Annotated in this window: 10 protein-coding genes; 7 read left to right on the plus strand and 3 right to left on the minus strand. The window is 59.5% G+C overall.

Annotated elements, in window-relative coordinates:
• Positions 1–13: 13 nt before the first annotated feature.
• Genes LVD11_RS15605 through LVD11_RS15625 form a run of 4 tightly spaced genes read left to right on the plus strand, consistent with a single transcriptional unit; the run spans position 14 to position 5,615 of the window.
• Positions 14–1,093, plus strand: coding sequence for a PilW family protein (locus tag LVD11_RS15605; protein ID WP_237060499.1), 1,080 nt, complete (start codon positions 14–16; stop codon positions 1,091–1,093).
• A 17-nt stretch (positions 1,094–1,110) separates the two neighbouring features.
• On the plus strand, positions 1,111–1,653 hold the full coding sequence (locus LVD11_RS15610) for a pilus assembly PilX family protein (RefSeq protein ID WP_237060501.1): 543 nt from the start codon (positions 1,111–1,113) through the stop codon (positions 1,651–1,653).
• Between the two features lie 20 nt (positions 1,654–1,673).
• Positions 1,674–5,174 (plus strand): pilus assembly protein, encoded by a 3,501-nt coding sequence (locus LVD11_RS15615; protein ID WP_237060503.1) that lies wholly within the window; start codon positions 1,674–1,676, stop codon positions 5,172–5,174.
• Between the two features lie 12 nt (positions 5,175–5,186).
• On the plus strand, positions 5,187–5,615 hold the full coding sequence (locus LVD11_RS15625) for a type IV pilin protein (protein WP_305080708.1): 429 nt from the start codon (positions 5,187–5,189) through the stop codon (positions 5,613–5,615).
• A 138-nt stretch (positions 5,616–5,753) separates the two neighbouring features.
• On the opposite strand, the gene LVD11_RS15630 is transcribed toward LVD11_RS15625, so the two are convergent.
• Together LVD11_RS15630 and LVD11_RS15635 are read right to left on the minus strand one after the other, a co-directional pair.
• The gene (locus LVD11_RS15630) at positions 5,754–7,211 is read right to left on the minus strand and encodes a sigma-54-dependent transcriptional regulator (RefSeq protein ID WP_237060505.1); all 1,458 of its coding nucleotides are present in this window, start codon (positions 7,209–7,211) and stop codon (positions 5,754–5,756) included.
• A gap of 92 nt (positions 7,212–7,303) precedes the next feature.
• A complete protein-coding gene (locus tag LVD11_RS15635) occupies positions 7,304–8,899 on the minus strand; it encodes a sensor histidine kinase (RefSeq protein ID WP_237060507.1) in 1,596 nt (531 codons plus the stop codon).
• Positions 8,900–9,001: 102 nt separating this feature from the next.
• Between LVD11_RS15635 and LVD11_RS15640 the strand changes: the two genes are divergently transcribed.
• Entirely contained in the window at positions 9,002–10,630 is a 1,629-nt protein-coding gene (locus tag LVD11_RS15640; protein WP_237060509.1) for an NAD+ synthase, read from the plus strand.
• Between the two features lie 86 nt (positions 10,631–10,716).
• On the opposite strand, the gene LVD11_RS15645 is transcribed toward LVD11_RS15640, so the two are convergent.
• Positions 10,717–11,649 (minus strand): outer membrane protein assembly factor BamD, encoded by a 933-nt coding sequence (locus LVD11_RS15645; RefSeq protein ID WP_237060510.1) that lies wholly within the window; start codon positions 11,647–11,649, stop codon positions 10,717–10,719.
• A 161-nt stretch (positions 11,650–11,810) separates the two neighbouring features.
• Between LVD11_RS15645 and rluD the strand changes: the two genes are divergently transcribed.
• Complete coding sequence (gene rluD, locus LVD11_RS15650) at positions 11,811–12,776, plus strand: 23S rRNA pseudouridine(1911/1915/1917) synthase RluD (protein WP_237060512.1); 966 nt, start codon at positions 11,811–11,813, stop codon at positions 12,774–12,776.
• Between the two features lie 47 nt (positions 12,777–12,823).
• A complete protein-coding gene (gene pgeF / locus LVD11_RS15655; RefSeq protein WP_237060514.1) occupies positions 12,824–13,585 on the plus strand; it encodes a peptidoglycan editing factor PgeF in 762 nt (253 codons plus the stop codon).
• The last annotated feature ends 129 nt before the right edge of the window (positions 13,586–13,714 follow it).

Consider the following 13,714-nt stretch of genomic DNA (forward strand, 5'->3'; position numbering starts at 1 on the left):
GGAGATTTCAGCTATGCGTAACCAGCGGGGTATATCACTCGTCGAATTGATGGTCTCCATTACTGTTGGCCTTATCCTGATGACCGGGGTGGTGCAGCTGTTCCTGTCCAGCCGGGCAACATTTACCACCCAGCAGGCGATCTCCCGGGTGCAGGAAACCGGGCGCCTGGCAATGGAATTCATGTCCCAGGATATCCGTATGGCCGGATATATGGGCTGCATGAGCCGCAACCTGAATTTCACCAATACGCTGGACATGAGCGGCCCGAACGCGAATGCGCTTTACCGCTTCGACGTGGGGATCGAGGGCTACGATTTTGCCAATGACGGCGGAATCACAGCACTGCCTGCCGGTTATCCGGCGGTGATGGCGGGCACCGATTTCCTGGTGGTCCGCAGTGCCAACGGCAATGGCGTTGGGGTGACCAAGAACAACGACAGTGCACAGCTCTTTGCGGAAAATACCGGCGTGGTGCCCGATGCCTGTGGGCCGGGTGAGGCGAGCTTTAGCGATATGTGCGAGGGGGATGTCCTCGTGGTGGCCGATTGCCGGAAGGCCCGGGTATTCCAGGCAACCAACCTGACCACGACGGGTGGCGCTACGGAAGTTAACGTACCCCATTCCGGGGACAATAAATGGATACCCGGCAATGCCATCTCCTCCTGGGGGGGCTCGTCCATCGATCCCAGCGAAAACTTCGGCCCCGATTCCCAGATCATCAAGATCCAGACCTCGGTTTACTATGTGGCTGCCGGCACTTCAGGCCGCCCCAGCCTGTGGCGGCAGGTGGCGGGCCAGGCGCCCGTTGAGCTGTTGGAAGGTATCGAGGACATGCAGCTGACTTACGGCCGGGATACCGATGCTGACAGCATCCCGGATGCCTACGTTACGGCTGCCACAGTCAACGCCGCAAACGCTTGGGATTCCGTGCTGAGCGTGCGTGTACAGCTGCTGGTGTCCAGTACGGACGATAATGTGTTGCAGGAAGCGCAGCCCTACACCTTCAATGGCGCTGCAGTGAATAATCCGGGCGACCGCCGGCTGCGCCAGGTTTTCACCAGCACCGTTGGCATCCGCAGCCGGTTGCCGTGAGCCAATAGGAGTTCTCCATGAAACATCGTTCACTGAAAACTTCGGGCTTATCCAGAGAGCGCGGGGCTACCCTGCTGGTCGGCCTGGTCATGTTGCTTCTGATGACCGTTATCGGGCTGGCGGCCATGCGGGGCAGCGGCATGCAGGAACTGATGGCCGGCAACATGCGCGATCGCAACCTGGCATTCCAGTCGGCCGAGGCCGGCCTGCGGGCGGCCGAGGGTGTGCTTAATGGTGCTACCCTGCCGGCTTTTGATGGCACCCAGGTGGGATACGTTCAGGACATTGATGGTTCCAAGAGGACGGGTTTCTGGAATAGCTACAACTGGCAGGCCGGTTCGGTCCTCACAAACATGGGGCTGGATCGTGTGGCGGCCCAGCCCCGCTTTGTCATCGAGGAGGTTTCCAGTACGGTCGTCAACGCGGGTGCCGATGGCAGCGGTATTGATTTTGCCAGTAGCCTCAAATCCGAGGACGTCATCTACTACCGGGTTACCAGTCGCGGGGTGGGTGGTACACAGAACGCCGTGGTAATTGTCCAGTCTACATTCAAGCGCTGAGTCGGATAGGGAGAGCAACGATGTTTGCCAAAATCAAAAAGAGTAAATTCGGCCTCGCGCTGACGGCAGCACTGATAAGCCTCTGCACGGCGCACAGCGCCATGTCCCTGAGCCTGTCCCAGACACCGCTGTTCCTGCGCACCGGGGCGGACCCCAATGTCATGTTTATTCTCGATGACTCCGGCTCCATGCAATTCGAGGTGACGCCTTCGACAGTAGTGGATACTTTCGTTGGTAGTTATACAGACGACGCCGAATACCGCCGGGTTTTCTATATGTACCCCAACAGCGATATTACGCTGGGAGGTAGCTGGACCAACTGCCCGTACGACAGTGACCGCACGGCGAATTGTGATTACTGGGATCAGTGGCTTAATGACACAGATCCGAATCTTGACCCCAATTACGGTAACCTGACGCCCGGTTTCGCGCAGGGCAATCGCTGGGCGGCATATTTCCGCTCGGCCCACAATAACCTGGCCTATTACAACCCGGCGGTGCGTTACCGTCCCTGGGTGGATAAAGACGGCAATCCCTGGCCGGATGCCAGCCCGGCGCAGGCCTACCATAATCCGGCCGATACCTCTAAGGGCTACAGGAACCTGACCACTGACAATACCCAGAGTGCTTGCTGGCTGGCTGATTCTGCAGATGCAAGTACTAGCGGTGACAGTTTCAGTGTAGGTCTCTGTGAGGACGGCAACAGGGCGAAGCCACTGACATTCTGGCCGGCAACATACTTTCAGTACAACGGCGCAGGTGATGTCAGACTGGCATCCAGCTACACCCGGGTAGAAATCCGCTCGGGCAATGCGCCTTTTACCGGGGGAGGCGGTCGCACCGACTGCGCCAATCCCTCAGCCTGTACCTACGCCGAGGAATTGCAGAATTTTGCCAACTGGTACAGCTACTACCGGTCGCGAATCCTGCTCTCTCGTGCTGGCGCCGGCCGCGCCTTCGCAGTCCAGGGTGAAGGCATGCGTGTTGGCTTTGGCGCACTGAACAAGGGCAGCAGCAATATTGATTCCGTGAGCACCAGCACGATTATCAGTGGTGTGAGACTTTTTTCCGGCAGCGATCGGGCGGATTTTTTTACAAATCTTTACGAGCGGGATATTCCCACTGAAGGAACCCCGCTGCTGAGTGCCCTTGATGATGTGGGGCAATATTACAGCCGCGAGGACAACAATGGCCCCTGGGGCAAGGACCCCGGCAATAGCGACTCCACTGACATGCTGGCCTGCCGTGCCAGCTATACCATCCTCATGACCGATGGTTACGGCAGTGACTATGACGACTACGCGAGCAACTCGATCGGCAACGCCGATAGCGATGACGGTGCCCCTTTCAGTGATTCCCACAGCAATACGCTTGGCGATATTGCGATGTATTACTACGAAAACGACTTGCACTCCGCGCTGGACAACAAGGTCCAGACCAATGAGATGGACAAGGCCAACTGGCAGCATATGGTGACCTTTGGGGTCGGCTTTGGCGTGACGGGAAGTGTCGATGCCGACAACGCCTTCGCCGCGATCAAGACGCAGACTCCTGTGAGCTGGCCTGACCCCAGGACTGCCGGGGACCCCGCCAAGCTGGATGACCTTTTGCACGCGAGTGTCAACGGACGCGGAGGCTTCTTCAATGCCGCTGATTCAGAGGCGTTTGCCAGCGGACTCGCCGACATGCTGGAGGAAATTTCCGACCGGCAGACCGGCTCTGCGTCATCAGTAGCAGCAAACTCCACACGGCTGGGGACGGATACAGTCATCTACCAGGCACTGTTCAGAACCGGGGACTGGAGCGGTGAAGTTCAGGCTATCCCCATGCTGCCGGACGGCACGCTGAGCCCGTCTGTAAAGTGGAGCACGTCTGACGCGGGAAAAATCTCACCGACGAACCGCAAGATAATTACCTATAACGGCTCAACGACGGTGGATTTCCAGTGGGCCAACCTGACCGCGGCCCAGAAGGCTGCCCTTATCGGTGACGATGACGCCACCACTGGTGAGCAGCGTCTCAACTGGGTGCGAGGTAATACCGTTGACGGCATGCGCCAGCGCTCAGTGCTGCTCGGCGATATTGTCAACGCAAGTCCGGTCTTCGCGGGTCGCAAGGACTACCGGTTCGACCGGCTGTCGGAGGCGCTGGGCGGACTCGAGTACAGGACTTACTATTCGAATGAGAAGGAAAATCGCACGGAAGTGCTTTATGTAAGCTCCAACGATGGCATGCTGCACGCCTTTGATGCGAATACTGGCGATGAGTTGTTCGCCTATGTGCCGGCAGGGGCTTACTCCAAGCTGAAAGACCTGACACAGCTCGATTACGGCACCTCGGAAAACCCCCACCAGTATACTGTCGATGGGCCGCTGTTTGTGGGCGATGCCTTCTTCGACAAGAATGGTGACGGGATTGACGAATGGGTGAATGTGTTGGTTGGCACCTATGGTGCCGGCGGCAAAGGACTGTTTGCGCTGGATATTACAAACCCGGCCAGCCCGAGTGTACTGTTCGAGCTGGATGGTACCGGTGCCCATGTCGGGAATATTCTCGGGCAGCCACTGGTGGCACCTACCAGTGCCGGCTGGAAAGTTATTTTCGGGAATGGCTATAACTCCACGAGTGGCGAGGCCCGCTTAATGGTGGTGGATTTGGCCGACCCCGCACTGATGGAGGATATTGAAACCGACGCAAGCATCACTGCCAATGGACTTGCCGGCCCGGCGCTGCTTACCGATGGCAGCGGTGAAGTGACGTCGGCCTATGCGGGCGACCTGTACGGCAATATGTGGAAGTTTGACCTGGAGGGTAACAACTGGGGCCTGGCCTATACCCAGGGCCAGAGCCGTTACCCGCTGTTTATCGCCAGGGACCCGGCCGGTGCAATACAGCCCATTACCTCTACGCCGACCCTGGGCATCAATGCAAAAATGGAAAACGCGATCATGGTCTATTTCGGTACCGGCAGTTATCTCACCAGCGCCGACAATGATGCAGGGTCAGTAATCAACAGCTTCTACGCAATCGCGGACCAGGGTGAGGAAATTACAAGTACCGACCGGTCCGAGCTGCTGCAAAAAACTATTGTTCAAAATGGGGATACACGGTCAATCACCAACGATACCAACACGGATTGGTGGGCTACCAAGAAAGGCTGGTACATGGACCTTACTCCCGATGGCACGACCATTACCGGCGAACGGGTGATCAGCAAGCCACTGCTTCGCTACGATCGCCTGATATTCCCGACATTGATTACGTCGGAAGACCCCTGTTCCTACGGCGCCAGTGGTTGGCGGATGGAGGCGGTGGCCGTTGGCGACAAGTTCCAGGGGCATTCCATTTTCGGTGAGTCGGGCAAGGTCGAGGATTATGCCGTCATCAGTTATTCGGAGTTTATTCGCGCCGGTGAGAAAGCGTATATTCCGTATACCAATACAAAAGGCGAGGGTGGCTCCCATGGCGGTGAATTGCCGTCGACCTCGGTGGGGCGCATGTCCTGGCGCCAGCTGCGTTAACTTGAGGTGTTTATGAAAACTGTAAAAAAAACGGAATCGGGATTTACCCTGATTGAGCTGATGGTGGTAGTGGCGATTATCGGCATCATCGGTGCGATCGCATATCCGTCTTATATGGAATCTGTGCGCAAGAGTAATCGTGCCGATGCCAAGGCGGTGATCAACGACGTGGCCCAACGGCTACAGCGCTGCTATACCGCCTACAGTGCCTATGATGACGCCAATTGTACGGTTGCCGGCGATATTACCGGCGGAAGTACAATTACTTCGCCTGAAGGTATGTACACAATTGCCGGCGTTCTCAATCCCACCACGTATTCTCTTACCGCCACGCCGGTGGCCGGGACCGTCCAGGCAAATGATGCGAAATGCACGAGCTTCACGCTTGATCAGACTGGCTTGCGTGGCGCCACGGGCTCGGATGCAGCTAACTGCTGGTAGGCCGGTTAAAGTCTGGTTTTCTGTGACGGGGCCAGCGTCGCCTTATTGAAGCGGCGCAGGCGCTGTGGGGTGTTGTTTCTGAGGAGCTTGTCCGCAGGACTGCTGACGTGCTCGAAAAATGCGGTTTGTCCGGATTCTCTAGTCTTCCAGTCCCAGCTTCTTCAAGCGGTAGCGCAGTGAGCGAAAGCTGATACCCAGTTTCTGTGCGGCGGAAGTCCGGTTCCAACGGGTTTCCACCAGAGTGCTTTCGATCACCTGTCGCTCTATTTTTTGCAGGTAATTATCCAGCGATTCACCGGTGGCCGGCTTGAAGGGGGGGTATTCGCTCCCATCGCCGCGGGCCGACGAGCTCGGGGTTGTGCCAGGCACGTCCGTGGAGCCAGCCCCGTGAGGTGTGCCTGACTCCCGGCGGTCGCTGCCATTGCCCCGCTGTATGGTATCGACTGGCTCCAGTAGCAGGTCCTCAGCTTCAATGATCTGCTGATCACAGAGGGTAAATGCCCGCTCCAGGATGTTCTCCAGCTGGCGTACATTGCCCGGGAAGGGGTAGTCTCGCAATGCCCGCAGCGCTCCCTCGGATAACTTCGGAGCACCAGCGCCGGCGTCGGTGGCGATACGAGACATGATCATGTCCGCGAGCAGCGGGATATCCTCACTGCGTTCCCGCAGGGGCGGCAGCCGGACTTCAATGACGTTGATCCGGTAAAACAGATCGCTGCGGAAGCGTCCAGCGGCCACCTCTGCGGAGAGGTCCTTGTGCGTGGCGCTCAGTATCCGGACATCGATGGGAACTTCTTCACTGGCACCGACTGGCCTCACGCTCTTTTCCTGAATCGCCCGCAACAGTTTTACCTGCATCTCCAGTGGCAGGTCGGCGACCTCATCCAGAAACAAAGTGCCTCCGGCGGCACTCTGAAGCAGGCCCGGCTTGTCTTTGTGTGCACCGGTGAAGCTGCCTTTGCGATGACCGAAGAATTCGCTTTCCATCAGTTCTGCGGGAATAGCGCCGCAGTTGATGGGGACGAAGGGCCTGTCTGCCCGCGGTCCCTGCTCATGGATGGAGCGGGCCGCCAGTTCCTTGCCGGACCCGGATTCGCCGCTGATATATACAGGCGCATCGCTGCGGGCAAGCTTGGTGATCTTGCGTCGCAACTGTTGCATGGATGGAGCCTGGCCCAGCAGTCGACAGCGAATGCTGTCATTGGCAACTGTTTCCCTGCGATTGAGGCGCAGTGCCAGCTGTACCAGGGTCCGTAAGCGCTCCAGGTTGACAGGTTTACTGACAAAGTCGAACGCTCCCAGCTTCAGGGCGTCAATGGCGGTATCCATGCTGCCGTGGGCGGTAATCACCGCGATCGGCAACTCGCCCTGATGTGCAGCGTCTTCCTGTAAGTGCCGCACCAGCTGCAGGCCGTCACCATCCGGCAGGCGCATATCGGTCAGGCAGAAGTCGTAGCGGTGCTGTTCCAGCAGCCGGTGGGCCTCCCCCAGGCTGTTGGCGGTGTGGCTGTCCACTTCCATCCGGCTCAGGGTCATGGTCAGGAGCTCGCAGATATCCGGCTCGTCGTCGACGACCAGTGCAAGGGGCTGCAGCATGGCTTATGCGCTTTTATTGTTGGTAGCAGAGGGCTTGTAGTTAAATGGATTATGCCAGATGTGGCCGGGAACCCGTCAACTTGCTGCTGTATTCAGAACAGTTTCCTGGCGTGGGCGAATTCAATCCTAAAGCAGCTCAGGGCATCGTCATTACGGCAGTACTGCAGGCTTGCCTGGTTGGATTCGCACAGCTCACGGGCAATATACAGACCAAGCCCACTACCCCCCTGGCCGGTGGTGAAAAATGGTTCAAAAATCTGCTCGCGAAACTCGTCGGGTACGCCCGGACCCGTGTCGATAACATCAAGGACAGCACAGTCGCGTTCCCGGTGGCGATAGACGTGGATTTCAAACTCTGCCATTCCATCCTCTTGTCGAGAATGCACCAGCGCGTTGTTGCAGAGATTGGTGACCACCTGGGCCAGCTGTGCGGCGTCAAACCGGGCGGTAAGCGGGCCGTCCGGCAGTTCCAGGGTAATCCTTGCTTCCTGCGTGATACCGACGCGATAGTCAGCCACAAAACGCTCTACCCAGTAACCCAGTTCGTGTAGTTCAGGTTCTGTGGCGCGGCGCCTGGACAGCCTCATTACATTCTCGACGATCTGGTTGACCCGTTCACTGTGCCGACAGATGATGTCCGCCAGATGTTGGTCTTCATGGGACAGGTTTGGGGATTCGCTTAGCAATTGTGCCGCATGGCTGATGGCGCCGAGCGGGTTGCGGACCTCGTGGGCAATGGAGGCTGTCAGGTGGCCGAGCGAAGCCAGTTTCAGCTTCTGTGCTTCCTGGTTCAGTTTCCGGTTGTCATCGACAAAAACAAGCGTGTTATCACCATTTTCACGGCGCAGGTTGGCAAAATTGAGTCGTAACTCGCTGCCGCCGTCGAGTTTTACCAGCTGGCCGTTACGGGCCGGCTCCCGTTTCCAGTCCCGCAACGCCGAGACCAGCACCTGGTGCAAGTCTGTACCGGGCTGCAACTGGTTTGCGGTCAGGCGCAGGGCAGCCTGGTTGACCAGCTCGGTTTTATTGGCGGAGTTCAGTACCAGTACGCCGGTGCGCATGCGTTCGATAATCTGCTGTGCCAGGCGCTGCAGGTGCGCCGCCTGGCGGCTCTGCTGGTCGGCCCGCCAGGTTGCGCTGCTGACCATGCCGGACAGGTATTGCAGCCCACTTACCGAAAGGAAAAGCAGGATTCCCAGGCTGCCGGCGGCGACGATGTCACGTGAGTCTGCGTTGCCAGCCACCAGGCCGTATACCTGTTGGGCAATGACGGCACTACTTGTCAGTGCGGCGAAGAAAGCCCCGAGGCGCCGGTCGAGTAACAGGGAGCCGGCCGCGCAGCTGATCAGGAGCAGGTAGCCAAGCCCTGAATTCAGGCCTCCACTGGAGTGGATCATGGTCAGAAACGCCGGGATATCACAGCCCAGCATCAGCGCCACCTGGCCAACGCTGGCATGATAGCCCGCACCGCGCAGGTACAGGAGCCAGGCTGTATTCAGGGCCGTATAGGCGATGGCAGTATTGAGGAACAGGGCCGGCGCAGTGTTGCCCAGTGCACCGTGGCTGATTTCGGATACGAAGATGCCCAGCAGCACGATCGAAATGGCCACGCGATAGAAGGCGTAGACACGCAGTAGTTCCAGGTACTGGAGTGTGGGCCTGCTGGAGGTGGTGGCTGAGCTGCTCACGGTTATTCTTCTCGGTTGGTATACCGCTGCGGTTGTCCCCGGAGCGAGGTACACTCGCTGTAAAACGGTATAATTGCCGCTTCCCCGATCCGAGGTAACAAGATGTCTACTTTGCAGCTAGTGCTGGCACAAATCAATTCCCTGGTGGGTGATATTCCGGGCAACACGGCCCAGGTAATCGATGTGGCCCGGCAGGCTCACCGGGAGCTTGGTGCCGAGCTGGTCATGTTTCCCGAGCTGACCCTGTGCGGCTACCCGCCCGAGGACCTGTTGCTGCGGCCCAGCATGGGGCGGCGGATAAATGCGGCCCTCGAGCAGCTGCGGACCGCGGGCCTGCCCTGTGCGGTATTGGTGGGCTACCCGCGGGTGGTGGCAGGCAAGGTTTTCAATATGGCAGGCCTGATCGCTGACGGTGAGCTGGTGGCAGAGTATGCGAAGCAGAAACTGCCCAATTACCAGGTTTTCGACGAAATGCGCTACTTCGTTCCCGGTGACCAGCCCTGTGTAGTGGATATCAAGGGAATTCGCACCGCCATCACTATATGTGAAGACATCTGGCATCCGGAGCCGGTTGCCCAGGCCGCTGCCGCGGGCGCGGAACTCATGCTAAATATTAACGCCTCCCCCTTTCACCGTGGCAAGGCCCAGGAGCGGCTCGAGCTGCTGGGTAACCAGGCCCGCCTTGGCAACATGCCGATTGTATACGTCAATTCAATCGGGGGGCAGGATGAGCTGGTTTTCGACGGCGGGTCCTTTGCGGTCGATGCCCAGGGCAAGCTGTGCGCCCGCGCGCCGGAATTCGTTGAGCACCTGCTGTCGGTACAGGTGAAGTCCGGTGACGGTCGCACAACCCTGTCCCAGGGGGAAATGATTCCTGCGGAGTCCGACCTGGCTGCGGTTTACAAGGCCCTGGTACTCGGGGTACGGGACTATGTGAACAAAAACGGATTTAACGGTGTGGTCCTGGGGCTGTCCGGCGGCATCGATTCGGCACTGACGCTGGCGGTGGCCGTGGACGCCCTGGGCAAGGAGCGTGTGGAGGCGGTAATGATGCCATTCCGCTATACCTCGGATCTCAGCAAGAATGATGCCGCAGACCAGGCCCAGCGCCTGGGAATCCATTACCGGGTAATCAGTATTGAGCCGATCTTCGATGCCTTTATGGGGGCGCTCGCAGACGAGTTTGCCAATACCGAAAGGGATACCACCGAAGAGAACCTGCAGGCGCGTTCCCGCGGCGTTATCCTGATGGCAATCTCGAACAAAAAAGGGGCGATGGTGCTGACCACCGGTAACAAGAGTGAGATGGCGGTAGGCTATGCCACGTTATACGGCGATATGGTGGGCGGATACAGCGCGCTGAAGGACGTGCCCAAAATTCTTGTTTACGAGCTGGCGCGCTACCGCAATACGCTGTCCGAAGTGATCCCCGAGACCGTCATCACACGCCCTCCCACTGCGGAGCTGGCGCCGGACCAGATGGACTCTGACAGCCTGCCTCCCTACGAGATACTCGATGAGGTGCTGAACCTTTATATCGAGCGCGACTGCAGTGCAGCAGACATCATTGCGCGGGGCTTCGATGCGGAAATGGTTGAGCGAGTGGTGCGTCTGGTCGACCGCAATGAATACAAACGGCGCCAGTCTGCGGTGGGGGTGCGTATTTCGGAGCGTGGTTTCGGGCGCGACCGACGCTACCCCATTACCAATGGCTGGAAGGCCGGTGAGTGACCGGGATTGGCCAGCTGTTCACCGTTGTAACCAAAAAAGGCGCCAGGAGGCGCCTTTTTTAATCACGGTTACCGCTGGTTCAGGGGTTACAGGAGCTCTGGCGGCAGCGGGGCTTCCTCATCCCGGAACTCCGCGTTGTAGAGCTCGCGGCTGTCGAAGCCGCGGGGATCGGACTTCTCGAACAGGCCCAGGGTCAGCCGGTGAACCAGGCTACGGCCGCTGGCCCCCTTGTAGTAGTTGTAGTTAAAACTGCCATCGTCACGGAAAGCCGGGTGTTGCGGGTAGTTTGTGCGCAAAACGAGCAGGGCGTCGTTCTCCAGGCTGTCCATGCCCATCAGGTGGTAGCCCTGCACCATGGTGGCCAGCGCATCCGGCACCGCAGGTGTCTGCTGGAAATTTTCCACCACATAGCGGCCGCGGTTCGCGGCGGCCAGGTAAGCGCCGCGCTTGAAGTAGTAGTTGGCCACGTGGATTTCGTAACGTGCCAGCAGGTTGCGCAGGTGAATCATGCGCTTCTGGGCATCCGGGGCGTAGCGGCTATCCGGGTAGCGTGCCATCAGCTGGGAGAAGTACGCGAAAGATTCTCGCGCCGAACCGGGGTCACGACTGGTCATATCCGTGGGCAGGAAGCGCTCGAACAGGCCGGTGCCTTCGGTGAAGGAAGCCAGTCCCTTCATGTAGTAGGCATAATCCACGTTGCGATGCTGGGGGTGCAGCCGGATAAAACGGTCGGCCGCCGCGATTGCCGCATCGTTCTCGTAATTGCGGTAGTAGGCGTAGATCAGCTCAAGCTGGGCCTGCTCGGCATAGCTGCCAAATGGAAAGTTGTCTTCCAGTGCGCGCAGGTTCTTGATTGCCAGGTCCCACTGGCTGGATCGCAGCTGGCGCTGGGCGGCCTCGTAGAACGCCTGTTCTGTGCGGCTACCAGATGGCAGGCCCTCTTCCTCTTCATCGGTGCTGGCGCAGGCGACAAGGATCGCGGACAGTAAAGCCAACCACAACGTTTTCCAGGCCTGCATAGCCCCTCGCTCTATCATTATTACTCTCTACCTTCTTGCATTGGTTCCGCAGCGGCTGCTCTTCTGGGCGGACGGTGCGGTACACTGGCCCCCTTTTGTCGGGCGGCGGGCGGTCATTTAACCACAGTCACGCAGTCGTCCAAAGTATTTGAGCCTGATCAATGACTGACCAAGTTGAACTCGAACTGGAAGTGCCGGCGCAGATGGCTGGCCTGCGCTTAGACCAGGCGGCGGCCGAATTAATTCCCGATTATTCCCGCGCCAGACTGCAGGCATGGATCAAGGGGGGGCAGCTGACCGTGGATGGGCGCGCCGTGCGTCCCCGCGATAAGCTCTTCGGTGGTGAGCGGCTGAAGCTGAAGGCCGAGCTGGAGCGCGCCGGCGAGTGGCGCCCGGAGAAGATAGACCTGCGGGTCATTTACGAGGATGAGAGCCTGCTGGTGCTGGACAAGCAGCCCGGGCTGGTGGTGCACCCGGCGGCGGGCAACCCGGACGGCACGCTCTTGAACGGCTTGCTGCACCACTGCCCGCAGCTGGAAAAGATCCCCCGGGCGGGGATTGTCCACCGGCTGGACAAGGACACCAGCGGCCTGATGGTAGTGGCCAAGACATTGTCGGCCCAGGCCGGGCTGGTGGAGCAGCTCAAACAGCGTACCGTCAGCCGGCAGTACGACGCCATCGCCCAGGGGAAGATTACCGCCGGGGGCACCGTGAATGCCCCCATCGGCCGGCACCGCCAGAACCGGCTGAAAATGGCGGTGCTGTCCCACGGTGGCAAGGAGGCGATTACTCACTACCGGGTGCAGGAGCGCTTCCGCGCCCACACCCTGGTCCGCTGCCACCTGGAAACCGGGCGCACCCACCAGATCCGCGTGCATATGGCGCATATTCGCCACCCCCTGGTGGGTGACCCGCTGTACGGCGGGCGCCCCCGGGTGCCGCCGGAGGCGGCAGACGCACTGTTGCAGGAGCTGCGCCACTTTCCCCGGCAGGCGCTACACGCAGCGCAACTGGCACTGGTCCACCCCGGCAGCGGGGAGGACATGCACTGGTCGACGCCCATGCCGGCGGATATGCTGCACCTGCTGGAATTGCTGCGCGCCGATGTTGCAGGTGCACCCGGCTGACCGGCTAGTTTCTGCCGGGAACCCAAACAATCGTTGAAGGATCTGGAATGACTGCCGACCACTATCTGATACCGGACTGGCCCGCCCCGGCCAACGTGCGCGCTGCGACCTCCATGCGTCGGGATGGGCACAGTAGCGGTGCTTATGCGGCGTTCAACCTGGGGGGGCATGTAGGCGACGACGCCGGAGCCGTGGAGGCCAACCGTCGCCAGCTGGTCCTTGAACTTCAGCTGCCGTCCGAGCCCCAGTGGTTGGAGCAGATCCATAGCGATCGGATTGTGGAGGCACACCGGGACGGCCTGGTGCGCACCGCCGACGCGTCGTTTTCCCGGGAGGCGGGCACTGTCTGCGCGGTGTTGACCGCCGATTGCCTGCCCTTGCTGCTGTGTGACCGCGCCGGCTCCATTGTGGCGGCGGTACACGCGGGCTGGCGCGGGCTGGCCACGGGAGTGGTTCGTAACAGTGTGCGGGCTCTGGATTGCGCGCCCGGAGAGCTGCTGGCCTGGCTTGGTCCTGCTATCGGCCCCGATGCCTTCGAGACCGGTGTTGATGTGCTGGAGCTGTTTTTCGAGCACGCCATGGACGGTGCCCATACAGAGCGGATGGCACAGTGTTTCCGCCCGCATGCGGACAAGCCCTTGCACTTTCTCGCCGATATCTATGGTCTGGCACGGGCGGAACTGGAAAGCCTGGGTGTCACCGGAATCTATGGCGGTAACCGCTGTACTTTCACTGAGACTGATGATTTCTTTTCCTATCGGCGCGATGGCGTCACCGGGCGGATGGCGTCGCTGGTCTGGCTGGACTGACCGCCTTCGCACCGGCAGGCTGTCCTGTCGCAATAACCCGCTCTTGTGTGTGGGTATTGAAAATCCACACCCCGCCCCCATTTTAATGCCTACACAGCGGATCTCCGGATTAGCAGCGAGATCCCCTAG

Source organism: Microbulbifer sediminum (assembly GCF_021729035.1).
In the GTDB taxonomy this organism is placed as follows: domain Bacteria; phylum Pseudomonadota; class Gammaproteobacteria; order Pseudomonadales; family Cellvibrionaceae; genus Microbulbifer; species Microbulbifer sediminum.